This is a genomic window from Lentzea sp. HUAS TT2, assembly GCF_051853195.1.
Lineage (GTDB): Bacteria > Actinomycetota > Actinomycetes > Mycobacteriales > Pseudonocardiaceae > Lentzea.
Map to the genome: position 1 here is coordinate 9019770 of NZ_CP196667.1, position 22919 is coordinate 9042688.

26 protein-coding genes are annotated in these 22919 nt (G+C 68.8%); 6 read left to right on the top strand and 20 right to left on the bottom strand.

Annotation, left to right across the window (positions count from 1 at the left end; translation table 11 throughout):
* Positions 1–5 precede the first annotated feature (5 nt).
* Positions 6–851, top strand: coding sequence for an XRE family transcriptional regulator (locus ACSHWB_RS42670; protein ID WP_439659018.1), 846 nt, complete (start codon positions 6–8; stop codon positions 849–851).
* Here the strand turns inward: ACSHWB_RS42670 and ACSHWB_RS42675 are convergent.
* From ACSHWB_RS42675 to ACSHWB_RS42735, 13 genes are all read right to left on the bottom strand, one after another.
* Positions 835–2043 carry an MFS transporter gene (locus ACSHWB_RS42675; RefSeq protein ID WP_439659019.1) on the bottom strand — a complete coding sequence of 403 codons (1209 nt, stop codon included), beginning with the start codon at positions 2041–2043 and terminating at the stop codon, positions 835–837. The two genes, ACSHWB_RS42670 and ACSHWB_RS42675, sit on opposite strands and share 17 nt — an antisense overlap.
* 144 nt (positions 2044–2187) lie before the next feature.
* A complete protein-coding gene (locus ACSHWB_RS42680; protein ID WP_439664771.1) occupies positions 2188–2811 on the bottom strand; it encodes a hypothetical protein in 624 nt (207 codons plus the stop codon).
* Between the two features lie 434 nt (positions 2812–3245).
* Positions 3246–3899: a GntR family transcriptional regulator gene (locus ACSHWB_RS42685; protein WP_439659020.1), complete on the bottom strand. Its 654-nt coding sequence runs from the start codon at positions 3897–3899 to the stop codon at positions 3246–3248.
* Positions 3900–3914: 15 nt separating this feature from the next.
* Positions 3915–5261: an ABC transporter substrate-binding protein gene (locus ACSHWB_RS42690; RefSeq protein ID WP_439659021.1), complete on the bottom strand. Its 1347-nt coding sequence runs from the start codon at positions 5259–5261 to the stop codon at positions 3915–3917.
* Entirely contained in the window at positions 5258–6163 is a 906-nt protein-coding gene (locus ACSHWB_RS42695; protein WP_439659022.1) for an acetylxylan esterase, read from the bottom strand. Before ACSHWB_RS42695 ends, ACSHWB_RS42690 begins: the two co-directional genes overlap by 4 nt.
* Positions 6157–7752 (bottom strand): glycosyl hydrolase family 95 catalytic domain-containing protein, encoded by a 1596-nt coding sequence (locus ACSHWB_RS42700; RefSeq protein WP_439659023.1) that lies wholly within the window; start codon positions 7750–7752, stop codon positions 6157–6159. Before ACSHWB_RS42700 ends, ACSHWB_RS42695 begins: the two co-directional genes overlap by 7 nt.
* Entirely contained in the window at positions 7704–8390 is a 687-nt protein-coding gene (locus tag ACSHWB_RS42705; RefSeq protein WP_439659024.1) for a glycoside hydrolase N-terminal domain-containing protein, read from the bottom strand. The genes ACSHWB_RS42700 and ACSHWB_RS42705 overlap by 49 nt, the downstream gene beginning before the upstream one ends.
* Positions 8387–9268, bottom strand: coding sequence for a carbohydrate ABC transporter permease (locus tag ACSHWB_RS42710; RefSeq protein ID WP_439659025.1), 882 nt, complete (start codon positions 9266–9268; stop codon positions 8387–8389). Before ACSHWB_RS42710 ends, ACSHWB_RS42705 begins: the two co-directional genes overlap by 4 nt.
* Positions 9269–9277: 9 nt before the next feature.
* A complete protein-coding gene (locus tag ACSHWB_RS42715) occupies positions 9278–10228 on the bottom strand; it encodes a carbohydrate ABC transporter permease (RefSeq protein WP_439659026.1) in 951 nt (316 codons plus the stop codon).
* A gap of 26 nt (positions 10229–10254) precedes the next feature.
* A complete protein-coding gene (locus tag ACSHWB_RS42720) occupies positions 10255–12213 on the bottom strand; it encodes an alpha-galactosidase D (RefSeq protein ID WP_439659027.1) in 1959 nt (652 codons plus the stop codon).
* 46 nt (positions 12214–12259) lie between these two features.
* On the bottom strand, positions 12260–13348 hold the full coding sequence (locus ACSHWB_RS42725) for a mandelate racemase/muconate lactonizing enzyme family protein (protein ID WP_439659028.1): 1089 nt from the start codon (positions 13346–13348) through the stop codon (positions 12260–12262).
* Positions 13349–13602: 254 nt separating this feature from the next.
* On the bottom strand, positions 13603–14058 hold the full coding sequence (locus ACSHWB_RS42730) for an SRPBCC family protein (protein WP_439659029.1): 456 nt from the start codon (positions 14056–14058) through the stop codon (positions 13603–13605).
* Positions 14059–14092: 34 nt separating this feature from the next.
* Positions 14093–15022, bottom strand: coding sequence for a D-2-hydroxyacid dehydrogenase family protein (locus ACSHWB_RS42735; RefSeq protein ID WP_439659030.1), 930 nt, complete (start codon positions 15020–15022; stop codon positions 14093–14095).
* Between the two features lie 25 nt (positions 15023–15047).
* Between ACSHWB_RS42735 and ACSHWB_RS42740 the strand changes: the two genes are divergently transcribed.
* Positions 15048–15500 carry a DUF3291 domain-containing protein gene (locus ACSHWB_RS42740; RefSeq protein ID WP_439659031.1) on the top strand — a complete coding sequence of 151 codons (453 nt, stop codon included), beginning with the start codon at positions 15048–15050 and terminating at the stop codon, positions 15498–15500.
* On the opposite strand, the gene ACSHWB_RS42745 is transcribed toward ACSHWB_RS42740, so the two are convergent.
* Positions 15460–16023, bottom strand: coding sequence for a TetR/AcrR family transcriptional regulator (locus ACSHWB_RS42745; protein ID WP_439659032.1), 564 nt, complete (start codon positions 16021–16023; stop codon positions 15460–15462). The genes ACSHWB_RS42740 and ACSHWB_RS42745 overlap by 41 nt on opposite strands.
* A 53-nt stretch (positions 16024–16076) precedes the next feature.
* Here ACSHWB_RS42745 and ACSHWB_RS42750 point away from each other — a divergent pair, with 53 nt between their 5' ends.
* Entirely contained in the window at positions 16077–16457 is a 381-nt protein-coding gene (locus ACSHWB_RS42750; protein WP_439659033.1) for a hypothetical protein, read from the top strand.
* Here ACSHWB_RS42750 and ACSHWB_RS42755 read toward each other — a convergent pair.
* From ACSHWB_RS42755 to ACSHWB_RS42775, 5 genes are all read right to left on the bottom strand, one after another.
* Positions 16447–17577, bottom strand: coding sequence for a lipase family protein (locus ACSHWB_RS42755; protein ID WP_439664772.1), 1131 nt, complete (start codon positions 17575–17577; stop codon positions 16447–16449). The two genes, ACSHWB_RS42750 and ACSHWB_RS42755, sit on opposite strands and share 11 nt — an antisense overlap.
* A gap of 86 nt (positions 17578–17663) precedes the next feature.
* A complete protein-coding gene (locus ACSHWB_RS42760) occupies positions 17664–18149 on the bottom strand; it encodes a BBE domain-containing protein (RefSeq protein WP_439659034.1) in 486 nt (161 codons plus the stop codon).
* A 25-nt stretch (positions 18150–18174) separates the two neighbouring features.
* A complete protein-coding gene (locus ACSHWB_RS42765; RefSeq protein WP_439659035.1) occupies positions 18175–19026 on the bottom strand; it encodes an FAD-binding oxidoreductase in 852 nt (283 codons plus the stop codon).
* 111 nt (positions 19027–19137) lie between these two features.
* On the bottom strand, positions 19138–20235 hold the full coding sequence (locus ACSHWB_RS42770) for a calcium:proton antiporter (protein WP_439659036.1): 1098 nt from the start codon (positions 20233–20235) through the stop codon (positions 19138–19140).
* Positions 20236–20368: 133 nt separating this feature from the next.
* Complete coding sequence (locus ACSHWB_RS42775) at positions 20369–20770, bottom strand: SSI family serine proteinase inhibitor (RefSeq protein ID WP_439659037.1); 402 nt, start codon at positions 20768–20770, stop codon at positions 20369–20371.
* A 244-nt stretch (positions 20771–21014) separates the two neighbouring features.
* Between ACSHWB_RS42775 and ACSHWB_RS42780 the strand changes: the two genes are divergently transcribed.
* From ACSHWB_RS42780 to ACSHWB_RS42790, 3 genes are all read left to right on the top strand, one after another.
* Entirely contained in the window at positions 21015–21602 is a 588-nt protein-coding gene (locus ACSHWB_RS42780; RefSeq protein WP_439659038.1) for a D-alanyl-D-alanine carboxypeptidase family protein, read from the top strand.
* 91 nt (positions 21603–21693) lie between these two features.
* Complete coding sequence (locus ACSHWB_RS42785; protein ID WP_439659039.1) at positions 21694–22311, top strand: TetR/AcrR family transcriptional regulator; 618 nt, start codon at positions 21694–21696, stop codon at positions 22309–22311.
* A 57-nt stretch (positions 22312–22368) separates the two neighbouring features.
* Positions 22369–22758, top strand: a complete 390-nt coding sequence (locus tag ACSHWB_RS42790; RefSeq protein WP_439659040.1) for a hypothetical protein — start codon at positions 22369–22371, stop codon at positions 22756–22758.
* On the opposite strand, the gene ACSHWB_RS42795 is transcribed toward ACSHWB_RS42790, so the two are convergent.
* Positions 22727–22870, bottom strand: a complete 144-nt coding sequence (locus ACSHWB_RS42795) for a hypothetical protein (protein WP_439659041.1) — start codon at positions 22868–22870, stop codon at positions 22727–22729. The genes ACSHWB_RS42790 and ACSHWB_RS42795 overlap by 32 nt on opposite strands.
* Positions 22871–22919: the final 49 nt, after the last annotated feature.

The following is a 22919-nucleotide window of genomic DNA, read 5'->3' on the forward strand; positions in this document are numbered from 1 at the left end:
CCAGCGTGGACGAGTTCGCGGAGGCGCTCCGGACGGCGATCACGAATCGTGGTCTCGGTCTGGAGCGCCTGCGCGAGCACCTCTCGCAGAACGGCGTGTCCGTCTCGATGGCGACGCTGAGCTACTGGCAGACCGGGCGCAGCCGGCCGGAGCGGCAGAAGTCGCTGCAGGCCGTCGTCCACCTCGAACACATCCTGCAGCTGCCGCCGGGCCACCTCTCGGAGCTGCTGGGGCCGCCTCGCCCGCGCGGGCGGTGGCTGCGGCACGCCCCGGCGCCGATGTCGGCGTTCTGGCCGGCCCCCTCCCCCGTCGAGCACGCGCTGAACGACCTGGACACGCAGTGGGACGACCAGCTGCTGCGGGTGAGCCAGCAGGACTTCGTGACGATCGGGGCGGACCGCACCGAGCGGGTCTTCCGGTCGCGGCAGGTGCTCTCGGCGTCGATGACCGGGCCGGACCGCTGGGTCGTGATCATGCACATCGACGAGCACGACCGGCCGTTGCCGCTGGTCAACGCCCTGAAGAACTGCACGGTCGGGCAGGTCGTGCGGGAGCCCGCCGAGGGGTTGCTGGTCGCGGAGCTGCTGTTCGAACGGCCGCTGCGCAAGGGGGAGAGCGTCGTGATCGAGCACGAGCTGGTGAACCAGGACCCGTGCCCGCCCGCCACGAACTACGAGCGCAAGTTCCGGCTGCCGACGCGGGAGTACGTGCTGGAGGTGACGTTCGAGGGCGACGTGCCGTCCTCCGTCACCCAGCTCGCGGACGGTTCGACCGTCGCTCCCCGCCACACGCTGCTGGACGTCGCCCTGGACGTGCAGCCGGGGGTGCGCGGCTTCAGCTGGACCTGGTGAACCTCCTGGAGCTCGGGACCAGTGCGGCGGCAGCGGGGGCGGCGAAGCAGATGAACGCGCAGGCGCCCAGCACGATCCCGGCCCCGAAGTGGTCGACGGCCGGTGCGATGAAGGCCAGGCCGACGGGCGCGAGGCCGAACGAGAGCAGGAAGTCGAGCGAGGAGACGCGGGCGAGCTTGCCCGGCTCGACCTCCCGCTGGACCGCGGTGAACCACGGGACGTTGAACAGCTCGATCCCAACACCGGCCACGACGTACACCGCGACCAGCACGACCCAGTGCACCGGCAGCAGCAACGCCAGCGGGACCAGTCCGTAGCAGGCCAGTCCGGCCAGTGCGGCCCATCCGGGCGTCCTCGGGCGCCAGCGGCCGATCAGCGCGGCCCCGGCCAGCGCGCCGAGGGTGTACGCGGTCGTGCCGGCCGCCAGCACCGCCTCCGTGTCGAAGCGGTCGCGGCTCACGACCGGCAGCAGGACGGCCGTGGCGGAGTAGCCGAAGGCGACCATCGTGGTCAGCGCGCCGAGTCCGGCGAGCAGCCACGGGTGGCGGCGCGCCTCGTTCAGGCCTTCGAGGAACTCCGCCGCGAAGCTGGCGTGGGCGGTGGTGCGGTCCGGCGCCTTGGCACCCTGGGGGATCACGAGTGCGGCGACCAGCCAGAGCACGGCGGTGACGATCAGCAGCGTCCTGGCGCCGACGAGGAGCGCGGCGAGGGCGGTGAGGCTCGGGGCGGCCAGCGTGGTCACCCTGATGGCGACGGTGGTCGCGGCGTTGGCCTGCTGCCGCTGCGACTCGGGCACCACCTCGGCCACCATCGCCTGGAACGCGGGCCGGCAGCCGCCCTGACCGGCACCGACGATCGCGGCCGCGGCGGCCATGAGCAGCAGCGACCTGCCCATGCCGAGCGCGATCACGGGGGTCATGACGGCGCCGGTGAGGCACGACCAGAAGATGACCTTGCGTCGCGCGTGGCGGTCGGCGAGCACACCGGCCACGGGGACCGCCAGCAGGAAGCCGACGGTTCTGGTGGCGAGGACGACGCCGAGCTCGACGGCGGTGATCGAGCGTTCGAGCACGGCGAGGCCCAGTACGAAGGGCAGCGCCCACATCGCGAGGCCCGACACGGTCGTGCCGGTCCACAGCCGCACGAACGCCGTGTTCCGCAGGACAGATGGTGCCGTTGCTTTCTCTGTCACGAAGACCAAGGTCTCACCCCGGGCGGGTTCCTGACCACACCGGGATCCTCACCGGTGGATATTCCCCGTGACACGGCACGAGGCCGGGTGTTCCCCCGCGCCTTGACGGGAACACCCGGCCTCGTGCCGTCCGATGTGGACAGATCAGCCGATCTTCTCGATCCGCGCGTTGCGGATCAGGAACTTGCCCGGCTCACGGACCTGTTCGAAGGCCGCGTTGTTCAACAGCGCGCAGCTGCCGGACACCGACGCCACCTTGACGGTCGTGGACTTGTTGTTGTCGAGGTTCGTCACCTTCAGCGTGGTGCCGATCGGGAACGTGCCACTCGACGCGGCGGGCGCGCCGCCCTCGCCGGACAGCGTCACGGTCGAGCCGTTGCAGACCTGCTGGCCCGTGGCGCCGCCGCCGTTGTTGTTGCCCTGGTTGGCATCGGGCTGCTGGGCGGGCTGGGTGGGCTGCTGGGCCGGTGCCGTCGCCTGGCCCTGGTTGCCGGTGTTGCCCTGGCCGGCGTTCGCCGCACCACCGTCACCCTTGCAGCCCGCCGCCTTGCGTCGCTGCTGGATGAGGTCGACCACGGCCTGCCTGTTCGCGATGCGCGCCTCGGACTGCGAGTCCGGGGCGGACTTCTGGCCCGCGATGAAGCTCAGGTTGTTCTGCAACGCCTTGTCGAGCCCGCCACAGTCCTCACCGGACGTGGCGGCCTGCCCTGCCTCGGGCTTCGCCTGGACGTTGTTGCCACAACCGGCGGCCGCACGCCGCTGGTTGATGAGGTTGATCACGGCCTGCCGGTTCGCGATGCGGGCGTCCGACTGGGCGTCGGGGTTCGCCTGCTGGCCGGCGATGAAGGTCAGGTTGTTCTGCAGGGCGGTGTCGAGACCGCCGCAGTCCTCCGCCGCGTTCGAGTTGGTGCCGCTGAAGGCGAAGATGCCACCGGCGACAGCGGCGACCGCCAGCACGGCGCCCGCGCCGATCATGGCGGGCTTGCGGTGTCGAGCGCCCATTCTGTGTCTCCTCGGGGGGTCGAACGGTGTTGTACCGATGACTACGGGGAGGTCACGAACGGGGTTCAAAGCGAACAGGACCTTGTTGTTTTTAAATGCCTTTAAGGTTTTGCCGACCAAGGTGATCTTGCTGGTCAGGCCGCGTTTCCCGGGTGTCCGAGCGGTTTCGGGGGTGATACCAGTGAGCGCGGTGGTTCCGCCTACATCCGGTCCAGCAGCCTGGTCCGGGCGATCTCCAGGTGCGCCGTCATCGCCGCGCTGGCCCCCGCCTCGTCCCTCGCGACCAGCGCGTCCACGATCGCGCGGTGCTCGGTGATGGTCTGCACCCCGAACGGTTGCTGGAAATTCAGCCGGAACAGGTGCAGATGGCAGTGGGTCTTCGAAAAGGACTGCAATACCGCGTCATTGCCCGCAATCCGCAGAATCAGCTCGTGCAGTCGCTGGTCGTGCGCGGTGAGGTTCTTGTAGTCGTCATAAGCGTCATCGGCGGGAGCCGCCGGGCACGTCGCGAGCTCCTCCTCGATGAGTTCGGCGAACTCGGGCGTCATGCGCCCCGCCGCCAGAGCCGCCGAGGGCGGTTCCAGCAGCAGGCGCAGGGCGTAGAGGTCGTCGACCTGCTTGCGGTTCAGCAGGTCCGTCACGCTGTAACCGCGCAACGGGAGCCTGCTGACCAGTTCCTCGGACTCGAGGCGTGCCAAGGCCTCCCGGACCGGCGTTGGGGACACGTCCAGCTGACGCGCGAGCTCGTCTATGTTCACGCGGGCGCCCGGCGCGATGCCGTCGCTCATGATCAGCGCGCGGATCTGCTCGTAGACGTCATCCGCGAGCACGCGCCTGGTCGATATCCGCAACACCACTCCTGGCTCCCGTCAGTTCTTGGCCAGTATCTCCTGCGAGACGCGTTCCATCTCCGCGAACACGTCGTCGGAGCGCTGGCCTGCGAAGTACGCCTCGAACAGCGGCTGCTCGGCGGACTGCACCGCGGAGCCGTTGGCGTAGGCGGTGGAAGGGAAGAGGACGCCGTCCTTCACGTACTGGTTGAACACGGTGAGGTCGACGCCCTGCGACTTCATGGAGGTCACGGTGCTGTCCATGGCGGCGGGGATCGACGGGAAGAACGTGCCGGTGGCGCCCGCCTTGGTCTGGCACTCCTCGCTGCCCATGTAGCTGACCCACTTCCAGGTCAGGTCGGGGTTCTTGGTGCCGGCCCAGATGTTGTTGCCGTTCGAGTTGGACAGCACGGACCGCTTGCCCTCCGGGCCCAGCACGGTCGGAGCGATACCGACCTTGACGCCGGGGATCTTGCCGAAGCCCGAGGCCGACCAGGAGCCGCCCATGGTCATGGCGACCTTGCCGGAGCCGATCAGGTCGATGTCGGAGATCGTGGACTGGTTGCCGGTGGTGAACGTGCCGAGCTTCGGGGAGAAGCCGCGGTCGGTCAGCGACAGGACCCACTTCATCGTCTTGGTGAAGCGCGGGTCGGTGTAGTTGAACTTGCTGGGCCACTGGTCCTTGTCGCCCATGCGCCAGCCGAGGGTGTTCACGAACGGCGCCCAGCTCGTCTCGCCGATGAAGCTGCGGCCGGCCATCGCGCCGATGCCGTAGGTGGCGATCTGGTTCTTGTCGAAGCCCGGTTCGTCGCCGCGCTTGCCGTTCTTGTCCACGGTCAGCTTCGCGACGACCTTGTCGAACGCGCCGCCGTCGTCGGGGTTCCAGGACAGGTTCTGCACGTCGGCCTCCGCCACACCGGCCTTGGCCAGCATGTCGGCGTTGTAGTAGAAGGCGGACGCGGCCCAGTCCAGCGGCAACGCGTACTGCTTGCCGTCGGTGAACTTCCAGGTGTCGACGCCGACCGAGTACTTCTTCATGTCCACAGAGGACTTCGCGATGAGGTCGTCCAGCGGCATCAGCTGGTGCTGCGAGGCGTAGGCCTGCAGGAACTGCACGGAGTTCTGGAACGCGTCCGGCGCGGTGCCGGCCACGAACCCGGCGGTGAGCTTGGTGAAGTAGTCGTCGACGTTGTAGCGGGTGATCTTCACGTCGACACCGGCGTTGGCGGCCTCGAACGCCTTCTCGCACTCGCCGTAGGCGACTGCCTGCTTGTCGTCCCAGGTCCACCAGTTCACGGTGTTGCTGCCGGAGCCCGTGTCGGAACTCCCGCAGCCCGCGACCACCAGGGCTGTTGCTGCTACCAGGGCAGCGGCGGCGATTTTCATGGCTTCTCCAAAAGGCGGGATCGGAAGGCGTCGAGTGCGATGTCGAGGTCGTCGGAGCCGCCCGCCTCGTGGGCGCTGTGCTCCCAGACAGCTATCTCCCTGGGTCCGGCGTAGGCGTGGTAGGCGCCGAACACGGTGGACGGCGGCACGATGTCGTCCATCAGGCCGACCGAGAACCACGCGGGGGCGGTGGCACTGGCGGCGAACCCCACACCGTCGAAATAGGACAGTGCGGGGAACACGCCGGAACGCCGGTTGTCGGCGATGTACCTGGTGAGCTCGGTGTAGGGCGGGCGGCCGCAGACGTTCAGCGCCCTGCGGAAGTCGCAGAGGAACGGCGCCTGCGAGTGGACGGCGGCGAGGTCCGGCACGAGCCCGGCGACGGCGAGCGCGATGCCGCCGCCCTGGCTGTTGCCGATCACGGCGACGTCCGCGGAACCCAAGGCGCGCACGGCGTCGACCGCGCGCACTGCGTCGGTGAAGACGCGGCGGTAGAAGTAGGTGGAGCGGTCGGCGATGCCGCGGGTCATGAACCCCGCGCCGCCGCGCTGCTCGCGCACCTCGACCTGCAGGTGCGCGAACCCGGCGCTGGCCCAGGTCAGGTTCTCGACCGCGCTGCCCCGGTTGCCGCCGTAGCCGTGGTACTGCACGACGGCGGGAAGTCCTTGCTGTCCCTTGGGGGTCCGCAGCCACGCGTGGATCCGTTCGCCGCCGAAGCCCGCGAACGACACGTCGTAGACGTCGAGTGTTTTGAGAGGCGTGTCCACCGGCACGGCCTCGACGTCCAGGTCTATCGCCCGCGCCTCGGCCAGCGTCGAGTCCCAGAACGAGTCGAAGTCGTCCGGCCGCACATAGGAGCTGCGGTACTCCCACAGCTCTTCCAACCCGAGATCGGTCAGCACGAAATCCTCCCGCGCACGTCCACGACATCGCTCACGACCACCTCGGTGACCTCGCCACCGATGCTCACCGGCACGAACTCCGCGGCGTCCCCGGACAACCGCCGCACCCGCACGGTCACGTCGCCGTCCTGCCAGGTGACGTCGACGGAGAGCCCGCCGCGGCACCGCAGTCCGCGCGCCGAGCCGCTGGACCACCCGGACGGCAGCGCCGGGAGCACGTCGATCACGCCGGTGTGGCTCTGCACGACGACCTCGGCCAGCGCGGCGGTGAAGCCGTAGTTGCCGTCGATCTGGAACGGCGGGTGCGTGCTGAACAGGTTCGGCAGCAGGCCGCCCCACTCGGATCCGTCGACCGGTGCGTCGCGGTGCCGGTCGCCGGTGAAGGGCTGCGAGGCCTCCGACAGCAGCGACCGCACGGTCTCGCCGTCGCCCAGCCGGGCCCGCAGCGCCATCTTCCAGGCCCACGACCAGCCCATCGCGCCGTTGCCGCGCTGGTCCAGCACCTCCACGGCGGCGTCGCCGAGCTCCGTGCCGGCAACGATCTGGCCGAGCGGGTAGACGGACACCATGTGCGACATGTGCCGGTGCGTCGGGTCCTCCTCGGGCAGGTCGTAGGCCCACTCCCCCAGCCGGCCGTCGTCCAGGACCGGGAACGGCCGCAGGCGGGGCAGCGCGGCCGAGATCTCCGCGACCAGCGGGTCGGCGCGACCCGAAGCCAGTGCGAGCGCCAGGGTTCGTTCGAACACGGCGCGGATCAGTGTCACGTCCATGGTCACGGACCAGGTCAGCGCTTGCGGCCGGCCGTCGACGAGGAACCAGTTCTCAGGCGAGGTCGACGGGCAGGTGTCGAGGTAGCCGTCGGGCCCTTCGACGAGCCAGTCGAGGCAGAACTCCGCACAGCCGCGCAGCAACGGCCACGCACGCTCCAAAGTGGACCAGGTGCGGGCGAAGTCGTAGTGGTCCCAGGCGTGCTGGACCAGCCACGCGCCGCCCATCTGCCAGATCGCCCACGACACCGCGCCGTGGCCCATGCCGACCGGCAACGCCCAGCCCCACGCGTCGGTGTTGTGGTGCGCGACCCAGCCCCGCGCCCCGTACAGCTCCCGCGCCACCTCACCGCCGGTCACCGCGAGCTTCTCCAGCAGCTCCAGCAACGGGTCGTGGCACTCGGCGAGCCCGGTGACCTCGGCGGCCCAGTAGTTCATCTGGGTGTTGATGTTGATCGTGTAGTTGGACGACCAGGCAGGGCGCAGGTCGGCGTTCCAGAGGCCCTGGAGGTTCGCGGGCGGCGCGCCGGGCCGTGACGACGAGACCAGCAGGTAGCGGCCGTACGTGAAGAGCACGGACGCGATGAGCTGCTCGTCCTTGCCGGTCAGCAGGTCCGGCACGTCCACGACCTCGGGGACCTGCCCGAACCGCACCTCGCAGGCGTCCATCAGCGTCATGTGGTCGCCGTGCCGCCGGCCCTTCCACCGCGACTCGGTGGTGGTGGAGCTGGTGAGCGTGAGCAGCCACCGTTCGCCCTCGGTGACCTTGACCGTCACCGTGCCGCGTTCGCCGGCGCCGTAGACCGGTGCCTGAGCAGCCACCGTTCGCCCTCGGTGACCTTGACCGTCACCGTGCCGCGTTCGCCGGCGCCGTAGACCGGTGCCTCGACCTGGGGTTCGTGCCGGGGTGCCGAGTCGACGGGGATCTCGATCACGAGGTCGAGCCCGTCGCGGGAGACCTCGCGCAGTGGCGTCGAGATCTCGACATCGGTGGGCACCGCGCCGGTGATCTCCACGCACAGCGCGGTTTCCGAGGCCCACACGCGCCGCACGACGTCCACGCCGTCGATGGTCATCCGCTCGGTGACCACACCGGTGCCCAGATCGAGCGTACGGCCGTGCGACTCGCCCTCGGGCAACGTGATCCACAGGTCCACGTACGGCAGGAAGGTCTGGCTGTACGGGCCCTCGAACGACATCAGCAGCTCGGTGGCCCGCCCCAGCTCCCCGCCGAAGACCGCCTCCCGCACCTGCCCGAGCCGATCAGGGCCGGCACCGGTGGCCAGCACGTCGGACAGGGCGCGGGCAGGCCCGTCCGCGGTGCCCGACCAGACGGTCGCGTCGTTGACCTGCACGCGGGACCGCCCGGTCCCGCCGAACACCATCGCGCCGAGACGGCCGTTGCCCACGGGCAGCGCCTCGGTCCACTCCGCCGCAGCCGACGGCCAGTGCAGTCTCACTTGATCCCCGTGAAGCCGATGGAGTTGACCAGCCGCCGCCCGAAGACCAGGAACAGCAGCAACATCGGCAGCGCCGCGACCAGCGTCGCCGCCATCAGGCCGGCCCAGTCCAGCGACGCCTGCGGTGAGGACTGCTTGAACACCGCGAGCGCGAGGGTGAGCGGGCGGACCGACTCGTCGTTGGTGACGAGCAACGGCCAGAAGTAGTCGTTCCAGGTGGTGATGAACTGCAGCAGCGTCAACGTCGCCATCGGCGCGATGCTCATCGGCAGCACGATCCGGAAGCACACGCGCAACGGCCCGGCGCCGTCGATGATCGCGGCCTCCTCGACCTCGTTGGAGAGCCCGAGCATGAACTGCCGCAGGAAGAAGATGTTGAACGCGGAGAAGAACGCGCCCGGCAGGATCATGCCGCCGAACGTGTTGAGCAGCCCCAGGTCCTTCATCAGCACGAAGTTCGGCAGCAGCGTGAACACCGAAGGCACCATCAAAGCCGTCAGCAGCACGCCGAACACGAGCTCGCGACCCTTCCAGCGCAACCGGGCGAACGCGTAGGCGGCCAGCGCCGAGAACACGACCGTGAAGAGCGTCAGAAGACCCGCGTACACAACGGAGTTCCACAGCGCGAGCGCCAGGTCGATGCTGGCACCCGACCCGTTCTCCGCCGCCGCCTCCGCGGACGTCGCGAGGCCGAGCGCGCGCTTGAACGGGCCCCACGTGAAGTGCACCGGCAGCAACGACGACGGGTCGGTCGACATCGCGAAGTTGTTGGACAGCGCGGTCCGCACGATCCAGTAGAACGGGAAGATCGTGACCAGCAGCACGACGACCAGGTAGCCCCAGGCGACGCCCCTGCCGAGTTTCATCGAGAGGTTCATCTGGCCTCCTCAGTTGGTGTCGGACTCGCTGGCACGGGCCATCCGCATCTGCGTGAAGGTCACCGCGACGAGCATCAGGAACAGGGCCAGCGACATCGTCGCGGCGTAACCGAAGTCGAACTGGCCGAAAGCCTTGTCGTAGATGTACATCTGCAGCACGAGCGACGCGTCCGCCGGTCCGCCCTTGGTGCTGACCTGGACGATGTCGAAGATCTGGGTCGCGTTGATCACGTTGAGGATCACGACCATCACCAGGATCGGCCGCAGCAGCGGCAACGTGAGCGAGCGGAACATCTGGAACTCCGACGCCCCGTCGATCCGGCCGGCCTCGTAGATCGTCGCGGGGATGGTCTGCAGGCCCGCGAAGATGAGAACGGCGTTGTAGCCCATGGACTTCCACACGTTGAGCGCGGCCAGCGTCGGCACCGCCCACGCGTCCGAGCTGAAGAACATGACGGGCTCACCGGTGATCCAGGTGATCAGCTGGTTCACGATGCCGAGCTGCGGGTCGAGCATCCACGTCCACACCAGCGCCGTGACGACACCGGAGATGAGGAACGGCAGGATCATCAGCCCGCGGACCGTCGTGCCGACCCCCAGCCGGTGCAGCACGACGGCGGTGAGCAGCGAGACGCCGACGCCCAGGACCACGGTCAGCACCACGAAGTACGCCGTGACGCCGAGCGAGTGCCAGAACCGGTTGTCGCCGATCAGCTGCTGGACGTTCTCGAGGCCCGTCCAGACCGGCGGGGTGAGGATGTGGAACTCGGTGAAGCTCAGGTAGACGCCGCGCAGCATCGGGTAGGCGAAGAAGACGCCGAACCCGAGGACGGCGGGCGTGACGAGCAGCCACGCGACCCACGTGTCGTTGCGCCGCGAGGCGGGGCCCTTGCGCCTGCGCGGGGGCGGAGGCGCCGTGGTGGCAGGTCCACGCACGACCTGGGCGCTTGCGTCTTGCACGGTAGTCACCACGGCACCTCCTGGTCCTAGATGCGGATGCTGTCGACGTCGAACACGGAGTCGTCCGGGTTGCCGATCCGGATGGTGTTGTTGCCCTTCAACAGGTAGATCGGCACGGTGACCTTCTGGGGCGTGTTCCAGTCGTCGTCGTTCGACCCGGCGACGGGCAGCTTGAAGCTGGTGCCGTTCACCGTGACGACGCCGGTCCTGCTGGCGTCGGCGGAGATGTAGGCCAGTTCGACGAGGTAGGTGCCCTCCCGTGGCGCGACGACCGTCGGCATCGTGATGGTGCCGCTGCCGCCGATGTAGCCGACCTTGCTGCCGCCCGAGCAGGCGCAGCCGTAGACGGTCGCGCCGCCGCCGGGGCTGCCCTTCTCCGCCTCGTACGTCACGCTCTCCTGCGGCGTCACGTAGCTGACGGGCTTCGAGCGGGCGCCGTTCTGCACGACGGTGAACTCGTAGGAGGTCGCCGGGGTGAGGCCGGTGACGGTCGCCTTGGTGTCGGTGGTGGTGGCGACCTTCTTTTTGCCCGCGTAGACGTCGTACCGGACGCCGGCCTTTCCATACCACTTCAGGGAAACGCTGTTCGGGGTGGCCGCGGTGCCTTGCACGACACCGGGTGCGACCGAGGTGCGCGGCGTGATGGTGAACAGCTTCGAGCCGTGCACCGGCAGTTCCTCGGTGATGGAGTCCGACTTCTGGCCGAGGTCCTTCTTGGCCCACACGTCGCGGACCTTCGCCTTGCCGCCGATGCCGAGCTGCTCGAAGTCGGCCGTCACCTTCGCGGGCCTGGAGCCGAGGTTGAACAGCGCCACGGTGTAGCTGCCGTCGCGGTTGCGGGCGTACCAGACCTGCTGGTCGGTGGACTGGTCCACCGGACGCGCCGGGACGCCGGCCTGGTTGATCGCGATGACCTCGTTGTTGGTCAGCAGCTGGTAGCCGTAGTCGTCGATCTTCGTGAGGTCGTCGCCGATGTAGAGCGGCGAGGACGAGATCGACCACAGCGTCATGTAGCTCTGCCGCTCGGCCTCGGTCAGCCCGTCCATCTGGCCGTTGCCGACGGCGACGCTGTCGAGGTTGTTCCAGTGGCCGGGGCCCGCGTCGTCGATCCACTGCACGACGTCGTTCCACCGCTGCTTCACCGACTGGTTCCAGGTGACGAGCGTGTCGCAGTAGCACTCGACGTCGGTGTCGACGCGCCAGCCGTTGGTGTTGGCCTTCCACACGTCGGCGTAGCGGTGGCTCAGCGCCCACGAGATGAGGAACTCGATCGGCCGGCCGGTGCTCTTGAGCGCGGAGTTCCACGCCTTCACGTCGGTCGTGTTGTCGTAGCGCTCACCGCCGCGGAAGCTGCCGGGGCCGACGCCGTCGAGCTTGAGGAAGTCCACGCCCCAGCCCGCGAGCGTCTGGGCGAGGGAGTCGATGTACTTCTGCGAGCACGGGTTCGCGAAGTCCATCTTGTAGGACGAGTCCCAGCCGTTGGTCTTGCGCAGGTCCGGGTACACGACGTCCTTGGTGGTGCAGCCCGGCGCGTTGAAGATCGGCGTCTTGCCGTCGTTGTACGCCTTGGGGTCCAGGCCGACCGCGAGGTAGGAGCCGAACTTCAGCCCCTTGCCGTGGATGTACTCGCCCAGCCACTTGAAGCCGCGCGGGAACTTCTTCGCGTCCACCACGGGCCGCCCGTACTCGTCGAACGAGCCGAGCCAGCCCGCGTCGACGTTCACGTGGTCGTAGCCGGCCTTCTTGAACCGCGCCGCCAGCACGTCCGCCTGTGCCAGCACGTTCTTCTCGTTCAACCAGCTGGCGGGACCGTCCGGGTTCACCCCGGGGTAGTTGGTCGCCTGCAACGTCCAGCTGCTCCAGCCCATGTACGGCTTCTCGGCTTTGGCCGCGGTCTGCTGCTGCACCTGGGGTGCTTGGGCCACTGCTGCTGGGACCGCGATCAGCGACGCGAGCAGGCCGGCAACGACACCTAACGCTCTCAAGACCACTCCTTTGTGATTTCCGGCGGTGTTTTCAGGCAGCGTTCGATCAATTGGCGCGCAGGTCGTCCATCGCGTCGCGGTCCCAGTCGATACCGAGACCCGGTGCTTCGGGAGCGAGCGCGTGTCCATTTCGGACGGTCATCTCGCTCTTGGTGATCGCGCGCAGCTGCGGGATGTACTCGACGAACCTCCCGTTGGGCAACGCCGCCGCGAGGCTGACGTGCAGCTCCATCAGGAAGTGCGGGCAGACGTCGGCGTTGAACGCCTCCGCGAGGTGCGCGACCTTGAGGAACGGTGTGATGCCACCGATCCGGGCCGCGTCGACCTGGATGATCGAGGCCGCACCGCGTTCGAGGTACTCGCGGAACTGCGCCACGGAGTACAGCGACTCCCCCACCGCGATCGGGATGCTGGTGGCCTTCGCGAGGCGTTCGTGCCCGCTCACGTCGTCAGCGGGCAGCGGCTCTTCCAGCCAGGTGAGGTTGACGTTCCGGAACGCGTCCGCCCGCCGGATCGCCTCAGCCGATGTCATGGACTGGTTGGCGTCGACCATGATCGCGAACCGCTCCCCGACCGCGTCCCTGACGGCGTGCAGGCGTTCGACGTCCTCCGTCAGATCCGGCTTGCCGACCTTCATCTTGATGCCCTGCCAGCCCTGCGCGGCCGTCTCCTTGGCGCCCGCAACGAGCTCCCCAGTGCTCAGATGCAGCCAGCCGCCCTCGGTGTCGTACAGGGGCACCGTGTGGCGGAAGCCGCCCGCCATGCGCCACAAGGGTTCCTGGGCGCGCAGGCACCGCAGGTCCCACAGCGCGGTGTCCACGGCCGCGAGCGCGAGCGACGTGATGGCGCCGACCGTGGTGGACCGCGTGCAGGCGAACAGGTCACGCCAGACGTGCTCGATCCGCCGCGCGTCCGCACCTTCGAGCCGGGGCAGCAGGTGGTCCCTCAGCAGTGCGAGAACCGAGCTGCCGCCCGTGCCGATCGTGTAGGCGTACCCGAGGCCGGTGAGCCCGTCGTCGGTCTCGATCTCGACGAAGACGGTCTCCTGCTTGATGAACTGCTGGACCGCGTCGGTGCGCAGAGTCTCCACCGGAACGTCGACCTGGAACGCCTCGGCTCGTCGGACCTTCGCCACGCCAACTCCTCGGATCTCTGATCCTATAGGATATTTGACGGGGATTGAACGCTGGCGTTACGAGGGTGTCAACCGTCGTTTGACCACGTTCCCACGCTGATGAGAGCGTTTTCAATGACTCAACGCGACCGGACCTAGTTCCGGTCCTCCGATGTCTGCAGCTCAACGCCCTGATCAGTGCTGTTGAGGCATGTTGGAGTGTGAGTGAAAATGTGAGCGTTTCTGTCCGGTTGCCCGCAAGAGGACAGGAACGATCAAGCGGACTCGACGATCCGCTTCAGGCGAGCCAGCGTCGCCTCGATGTTGCGCTGGTTCGTCACAGCGCGGTCGCGCACCCCGGTCGCCAGCTGCGTGATCGGCACGTACCAGCCGGGCCGGCGGTCCCACGTCGACTCGGTGACCCGGCAGCCGTCGCCGGTCGGCTCGATGTCGTACTGCCAGCGCGACACGGCCAGCCCCAGCGACCTCACCTCGAACGCGAACCTCGTCGCGGAGCAGTCGGTCACCGTGGAGGTCGTCGGCCACCTCCGCCAGCCGCGCTTGTTGATGCCGCGAAACCGGGCACCGACGCGCGGACCGGCGGCGTTCAGCCACTTGCCGCCCGAGTACTCCTCGGCGCACCCGCTGAGCCCGCGAAGGTCGCTGACCAGGTCGAACACCCGCTGTGGCGAGGCGGCGACATCGATGTGCGCGGAGGCGTCCGGCGTCATGCCGCTGAACTTACTACCGGTAGGTAACGTGCCGCTAGAGCGTCCGGATCGGTTCACCCGCCACGAACGCGTGGATGTCCTCCACGGCCTCGGTGAAGTAGGTGCGGTAGTTCGCCTCGGTGACGTACCCGAGGTGCGGGGTCGCGAGGACGTTCGGCAACGTGCGCAGCTCGTCGGTCAACGGCAGCGGCTCGACCTCGAACACGTCGAGGCCCGCGCCGGCGATCCGCTTCTCCCGCAACACCTCCAGCAGCGCGGGACCGTCCACGATCGGTGCGCGCGAGGTGTTGACCAGGAACGCCGAGGGCTTCAGGCAGGCCAGCGCGGCCGCGTCGACCAGGCCGCGGGTGCGGTCGCTCAGCACGAGGTGGATGGACGCGAAGTCGCTCTGCGCCAACAGGTCGTGCAGTCCGGAGGCGAGCCGGACGCCCTCGGGGTCGACGCGGCCGGCGGTGAGGTTGGGGCTCCACGCCACGACGTCCATGCTGAACGCCTTGCCCACGCGCGCGACGGCCTTGCCGAGGTTGCCGAACCCGAGCAGGCCGAGCGTGCGGCCGGCGAGGTCGACGCCGACGGTGCTCTGCCACCGCCCGCCGGCGTGGAAGGCCGCGTTCTCGGCGGCCAGGTGGCGGGCGAGGCCGAGGATCAGCGCCCAGGTCAGCTCGGTCGGCGGGGTCTTGGCGCTGCCGGTGCCGCAGACCGTGACGCCGTGCTCGCGGGCCGCGGCCAGGTCGATCGAGGCGTTGCGCATGCCGCTGGTGATCAGCAGCCGCAGCTGGGGCAGTCGCGCGAACAGGGCCGCGTCGAACGGGGTCCGTTCGCGCATGATCACGACGCACTCGGCCTCGGCGAGCTCCGGGGCCGGATCGTCCAGGTGGTCACGCAGCACCGTCACGTCGAGGCCTGACCAGTCCGCGTTCGCGAGCGCCACGCCCTGGTAGTCGTCGAGCACCACACACCTCATGGGCCGATCATGTCAGAGTGGGCGCATGGGAGCCTTCCACCTGGCACAGGCCAACATCTCGACCGGGCGGTGGGAGTTCGACCACTGGAGGATGCGTGGGTTCGTGAGCCGGGTGCAGGCGATCAACGACCTGGCGCAGCAGGCCCCCGGCTTCGTGTGGCGGCCGACCTCCGACCGGATGATGGACGATCTCGTCCGGCTGGGCAGGGACCCGATGCGGGAGGCGTTCAACCTCAGCGTGTGGGAGTCGGTGGAGGCGTTGTGGGCCTTCGCTTTCAGCGGGGTGCACCTCGAGGCGCTCAAGCGCACCAAGCAGTGGTTCGACCCGGACAGCGCCCTGGACGTGATGTGGTGGGTGCCGGCCGGGCATCGGCCCACGACCGAGGAGGGCCTCGCGAGGCTCGAACTCGTCAAGCAGGGCCCGACCGCGGACGCGTTCACGTTCCGGCGGCGGTTCCCCGCGCCAGAGCACCCCTGACGATGATCTCCGTCATCGGCCGCGGATCGATCGCCTCGCCCCGCGCGAACTGTTGCAGGAACACACCTTGCACGCACGCGCCGAGAGCGTCCGCCGCGGCCAGCGGATCCCGTGCGCCGAGACCCGCGAGCGCGGGCACGAGCATGGACGCCATCGTGGCCCGGCCGCGCAGCAACGCCTGGCGCACCTGAGGGTTCGTCGCGGCCTCCATCCACAGCACCATGCGCGCCTTGGTCGCGACGAGGTTCGGGCCGGTCATGTACTCGTACAGCCGGCACAGCTCGTCCACCAGGTCGTCGGGCGTGGCGGGCTTGAGCGTGGCGGCCACCTCCGGGGTCTCCTTGCGCACCATCCAGTCCACGACGCCGTCGAGCAGGGCGGCCCGGCTGCGGAAGTAGTTGGACGTCGACCCCTTCGGCAGGCCCGCGCGGTCGTCCACGCGCGCGTGGGTCAGGCCGCGCAGGCCCTCGGTGCCGAGCAGGTCGACCGCGGCGGCGAGGGCACGTTCCCGGTTCGAGGTCACGACCCCACTATAAACGTAGTGACTGGGCACTACGATCGTAGTACCGTGCAGACATGGCCGTCGTCGCTCTCATCGGTTGGGTTCTCAACAGCCTTCTGGGGCTGTACATGCTGAAGGCGCGAAGACAACGGCTCGCGCTCTTCCACCTGGCGGTGATGCTGACCGGCCTCGGACTCTGGATCGGCTTCGTCGCCGCGGACGTCGTCGCGCTGGCGTGGATCGCCTGGGCGGTGCTCAACGTCGGCAACGGCCTCGGCGACACCCTGCTGACCAGGGGCTGGCGGCGACGCAATCCCGGCGCTCCCGGCAACGCCTACTGGCAGGCGGCGAAGGAGGCCACCTTCACGACGAGGAGGCCCCTCCCGCTGGCACACGGCTTCCTCGCGGGAGGGACCTACTTCACGGCGCTGGCCGCGGCGTTGATCAGCAGTTAGGGCGGGTCGGCTTCCCCGCGAAGCGGTCGCCGAGCCACAGCATCGCGTTCGAGCCCCACGCACTGACCGCGGTGACGTGCCCGAGCAGCGGCAGCGCGGTCCACTGCACGTCGGCGCCCTGCGAGCACCACTGCGAGCGCAGCTTCTGCCCGACGCCGAACGGGATCAGCTCGTCGAGCGTGCCGTGGTAGAGGTAGACGGGCGCGGCGGGCTTGACCGAGCCGAGCGTGTTCTCCTTCAACCTCTGCTGCCACAACGGGTTCTGGATGACGTCCGGCGTGGTCGTCAGCGAGTTGAGGCGCGTGAACGGTGCCACCAGAGCGATCTCGGCGACGCACGCCTCGCGGATGCGGTCGACGACCTGCTTGCCGCGGGCGTTGAGCACCGAGGACAACGGCAGCTCCGGGTAGGCGGCGGCATATCCGGCGGCCGCGGCGAACACCAGGCCCGCACCGGCGTTGCCGTCGTTGAACTTCGCGACCGCGTTGAGGTCGGCCGGCACACCGCCGGCGGCGACACCGACGACGTTCAGCGAAGGCGCATAAGACTTCCACTGCTCGGCGGCGGACGACGCGGCCTGACCACCCTGCGAGTAACCGAAAACGCCGACCGGCGCGTCCGCGGACAGCCCGGGAACACCGCTGGCGGCCCGCGCCACGTCGAGCAGCGCGCGTCCCTCCGAACGGGACACCGCGTAGGTGTGATCCCCTGGCGTGCCAAGGCCTTCGTAGTCGGTCACCGCGACCGCCCAGCCGTTGAACATCGCCTGCGCGAGGAACGCGATCTCGACCTCGGTGCCGTTCTGCAGCTGCCGCGAAGGCGCACACTGGTCGCCCATGCCCTGCGTGCCCATCGCGTACGCCACGATCGGCCGCGGGCCGTTGTTCCACGGCAGCGGCGACACGAGCACCATGCCGGACACGACGGTGGACGTGCCGGTCGCGGTCGTCGAGCGGTAGCGGATGTCGTAGGCCTTCACGGGAGCCGGTAGCAGCCTGAGCGGCTCCGGGTGCCACGCCACCTCCCTGCTGCTGACCAGTTCACCTGGTGCGACCGCGGAAGCGGGCGTGACCAGGGTGAACAACAACAGGACGGCGGTGAGCACGGCACGGAGCTGCATCATTGGACCCCTTTGTGGTAACCGGCGTTACCGCAATGTAGGGCCGAACGCCGCAACAGGACAATAGTCCGTTCGGCTTTATGGATTCACACGAGGCCCTGGGCGAAGGCGAACACCCGATCCGGGTCGTACTTCCGTGCGACGTCCCGGAGCCGGGTCAGCGACGAGCCGTAGTACGCGCTCGCCCAGTTCGGCATCTGCGGATCGAGGTAGTTCACGTACCCGTTGGCGCCGAACATCTTGCCGAGCTCATCGCGCGCCACCCCCATGGCCCGCCGCGCGTCCGCCTCCCCTGCCTGCAACGACAGCTCGACCTGGATGCTCGCGAGCGCGCCGCGATGCGGGAACGCCGTGGCCGGGCCACGTCCGACCGCGCCGCCCAGCGCGTCGATCATGTTGTACGAGTTCGGGGTGTTCTTGAAGATGTCCGCGAGCTTCTGCGGATCGCTGATCGGCGTGGTCAGCATCCGCGACGTCGCCACATAGCTGCCGCGCGACTGCGAACCACCTCCTCCATTCCAGCTCGGGCGGCACGATCCGTCGCTGACCCGGCACCACGCGAACCGTTCCATCGCAGCGAGAAAACCCTGCTCGGTCTCACGGCGGGAGGTCGGCTGCGATCCGACGCGACGAACGAGGTCGTCCAGCAACGGCTTCAGGTTCACCGGCGTGCCGACGAAACAGCCGCCGACCTCGACGTACGGGTTCGCGCCGCTGCCAACGCCGACAGTCGAGGTGAGGGCGTCCGGCGCCGTGCCCCTGCCAGTCCGGCCACGCGCTGAGCAGCGACGGCAAGGACGCCGAGGGGAACACGAGCGTGAACGTCGTGAGGTTGCGCGCGGGTTCGGTGCGGAACACGAACGACGTGACGATCCCGAAGTTGCCGCCACCACCGCCGCGCAATGCCCAGAACAGGTCGAAATGTTCCGCGGCCGACACCGTGCGGTGCACACCGTCGGGCGTCACGATCCGCGCGCTGACCAGCCGGTCGCTGGTGAGGCCGAACTGGCGGGCGGTCACGCCGATGCCGCCGCCCAGCGTCAGCCCGGAGACGCCGACCGTCGCGCACGTGCCCGCCGGCATCATCCGCCCGGCGTTCGCCAGCGCGATGTAGAGGTCCATCAGCAGCACGCCCGCGCCGACCTCGGCCGTGCCGTCCGGCCGGACGTCGATCCGGTTGAGACCGCGCACGTCGACGACCAGCGCACCGTCCGCCGTGGAGTAACCCGGATAGCTGTGGCCACCGCACCGGGCGGTGATCCGCGACTTCTCCGTGCGCGCGATCTCCATGCAGCGCTGGACATCCGCCGGTGTGGTCACGCGGGCGATCGCACTGGGACGTTGTGCGTCGTACTGCGTGAAGTAGCCGAGCTTGGCGTCTCTGTAGACGGCGTCGCCTGGCCTGATCAGCTGGACGTCCATTGTGGACTTGCCGGCCAATGCCGACACAGCTCCTAGAGCGGCTGTTTGCAGAAATGCCCTGCGACGCACCATCCCACGAACGTAGGAGTCGGACAAACCGGGGCACAACGGATCACACGACCGGGACTGATCCCGGCGCTAGGGGTTCACAGCCAGGAACAAGAACGCCGCCAAGAGAACAAGATGGACGCCACCCTGCAGACGCGTCGCACGACCCGGGACCACGGTCAGCACGCTCACCAGAACCGTCAGCAGCAACAGGATCATCTGCGTCGAGCCGAGACCGAGCATCAACGGCCCGTCCAGCCAGATGGTCGCCAGCGCGATCGTCGGGATCGTCAGGCCGATGCTCGCGATCGCCGAGCCGTAGCCGAGGTTGATGCTGGTCTGGATCCGGTCGCGCAACGCGGCGCGCGCGGCGGCGATGGTCTCGGGCAGCAGCACCAGCAGGGCGATGACGACACCGACGAACGACTGCGGGAACCCGGCGGCGCGCACGCCCGCCTCGATCGCGGGCGACTCGATCTTCGCGAGGCCGACCACGGCGATCAGCGCGACGAGCAGGAAGCCCAGCGAGGTGAGCGCGGCCTTGCCGGACGGCGCCTCGGCGTGCTCGTCGGCCTCGATCACGCCGTCCTCGTCCACGGGGAGGAAGAAGTCGCGGTGCCGGACGGTCTGGGTGAACACGAACATCGCGTACAGGCCGAGAGAGGCGATCGCGGCGAACGCCAGCTGCGGGCCGGAGAACTCGGGGCCGGGCGTCGTGGTGGTGAACGTCGGCAGCACCAGGGTGAGGGTGGCGAGCGTGATCACCGTGGCGAGCATGCCGCCGCTGCCCTCCGCGTTGAACAGGATCGTGTGGTGCTTCAACGCCCCGAGCAGCAGCGAGATGCCGATGATGCCGTTCGTGGTGATCATGACCGCGGCGAACACCGTGTCGCGCGCCAGCGACGACGCCTCGGGCCCGCCGGACACCATCAGCGTGACGATCAGCGCCACCTCGATGATCGTCACCGCGACCGCGAGGACCAGCGACCCGTACGGCTCCCCCACCCTCAGCGCGACGACCTCGGCGTGGTGCACGGCGGCGAGCACAGTCGCGGCGAGGACGAGGGCTACGAGCGCGACGAGCACGCCCCCCAGGTCACGGCCCCAGGTCGCGGCGAGCAGCACGAGGCCGAGCACGGGGGTGATGGTCGTCCAGTGGAGCAGCGGGAAGCGCGGAGCGGCGGCCATGATCCAACCCTCGCATACCGCGCGGGTCCGCCGCCATTCGGCGCAACCCTCATTCCGGGTGCAACAAAATGTGGAGCGGGGCGCCCCTGCCGCGCCCCGCTCCACATTTTTATTTCGGTGCCGTGATCGATCCCTAGAAATCGAAGAGGGCACCGGTGTGCGCCAGCATGACGCACGAGTTCGGGTAGGTGTGCACCTCGTTCACGGGCTCACCGCGCCAGAAACCGAACATCGCGACCTCGACGGGTGCGTAGTGGAACGTGCACGCCCTGCCGTCCGCCTGCATGGTCTGCAGGTCTGCGCCTGCCGAGGCCAGCGTCGCGCAGGCGAGGGCCCTGCGCGGGTGCTGGTCACCTCGTTCGCAGGTCAGGACGGTCGCCTTGAAGGCGCCGCCGTCGAACTCCGAGTACTGGGCCGAGAGGATCAGCGCGGTTCCACCCCGAGCAGAAGACGGGGCGGGGGCGGCTTGCGCGGTGCCGGTGAAGGCGAAAAGCGACACGAACAGAGCAACGAACGCACAAATGCGGCCGGACATGAAAGCGGTCCTCCTGAGACCTCACAAAAACGGGCCGGTTCTCGGCCGACGCAGATGTTGCCATCATGTTTCGGGGCAGCGAAAGGGGCCAGCATCTGTTCACCGATCACATTTGATCGCTCCACCGAAAGCATGATTGGGCCGAATGGATGTGGCGCTCGCCACGTTCACCGGTACACAGCTGCCGACGGACTGTTACGGGTTGCTGACAGACGAGGTTGCGCCCGGACGTATTATTCGAATCATGTCCAAGACCTCCAGACGCGTCGTGTTCGGCGTGCTCCTGATCGTCACACTCGTGGTTTCCGCCGGCGGCGCGCTGGGTTACCTGGGCAGATTGACGCTCGTGTTCGACCGCCATCCGGGAAAGCCGCTCGCGATTGTCGAGGAAGTGCCGGGGCCGCCGGAGGGGCCGAAGTGCCCGATCGACGCCCGCTACTTCGACGAGGAGCCGGAAGGCCTGCGTCCCGAGGTGTTGCAGGCGTGGCTGAAGGTGCGCGCTCAGGCCTCTGAGCAGGGCGTCAAGCTCTGCCTCAACGACGGCAAGCGCAGCCGCGGGCAGCAGCAGGCGGAGTTCGACGAGGCCGTCGAGAAGTTCGGGAACGCGGAACTCGCGTCGAAGTACGTGCTGAATCCACCGGACCGTTCGATGCACGTGATCGGGTTCGCCGTCGACATTCAGCCGATCGAATCCGCGAAATGGGTCGAGAAAAACGGCAGCACCCTCGGCTGGTGCCGCCGTTACGAAAACGAGCAGTGGCATTTCGAGTACAACGCCGGCTACCTCACCGGAGGCTGCCCCGCCCTGATCCCCAGCGCGACGGGCAGCTGAGCCCCCGCGCAAAGGTCTAGACGCCTGGGGTGCGCGGAAGGTTGCGCCGACGTAATCTGACAAGCCCAGTTACCAGATTGGAGCACTCTCCGTGGCCCGTGCCTACGGCGGCATCTCACCCGAGCAGCGCAAGGCGGAGCGCCGGGCGAAGCTGCTGCAGGCGGGTCTGCAGCTGTTCACCAGCACGGGTTTCGCGGCCACCAGGATCTCCGAGCTGTGCACCGAGGCCGGTGTCTCCACGCGCAACTTCTACGAGGAGTTCGCGTCGAAGGAGGACCTGCTGCGCGACCTGCACGACCTGATCAACGCGACGGCGTTCACGCGGGTCCGCACGGCGCTGACCGAGTTGGAGGGCGCCGACGTGGCGACCCGGATCACCACGCTGCTGGACGTGTTCGTGCGCAGCGTGACGGCCGATCCGCGTGCGCCGCGCCTGAACTACGTCGAGGCCGTCGGTGTGAACGCGGAGATCGAGCAGCAGCACGTCCGCTGGGTGAACACGTGGGCGGAGTTCATCGAGTCCGAGGCGCTGCGGGCGGCGGCCGCAGGCGTGGCACCTCAGCGGTCGTACCGGCTCACGGCCATCGCGCTGGTGGGGGCGATCACGGGGCTGCTGCGCGAGTGGCAGGCGCACCGGCCGCCGCTCGCGGTCGACGAGATCGCTGCGGAGATCCGCGAGCTGATGCTGGCGGCCATCACCCGCCCGTAAGGGTGTTCCGGCACGAAAGCGGCCACACGACCGCGGCAGGGCTCGTACGGTGCCCGCATGGTCGAGATTCCGGAGGCGCTGGCCCGGCTGGCGGCCGAACGCGGCCTCGGCCCGTGCGACCACCGGTTCCGCCGCCGCGTGACGCTCTTCACGGTGCTCGGGCTGGCCACGACGGCCGCGGTCGTCCTCCTGCTGCTGATGCTGACCGCGGCGCCGCTCATCATCCTCGCGCTGCCGGTCCTGAGCGCCTGGCTGCTGCTGCAACGCCGCCGCGGCGCCGGCTTGTACCTGTTCGACGGCGGGCTCGTCGTGGTGAGCGGCTGGACGGCACCGCGGGTCGTGACGTGGGAGGAGGCGCAGGACTCCGCGGTCAGGCTGAACGGCACCTACGAGGACTTCCAGCGGGCGGCGACCATCATCCGGTCGCGCGCCGGCTCCCGAGACTGACCAGCAGTTCGCGCAGCAGCCCCAGCTCACCGGGCGTGAGCCGCGTTTCGGCCGTGCTCGCCAGCAGGTGGTTCGCGGCGGTGGCCAGGTCCGACTCGGCCCTCGACGCCACCAGGCGCGTTCGGACATGCGGTCCGCACCGGGTTCCGAGGGGTTCGAGA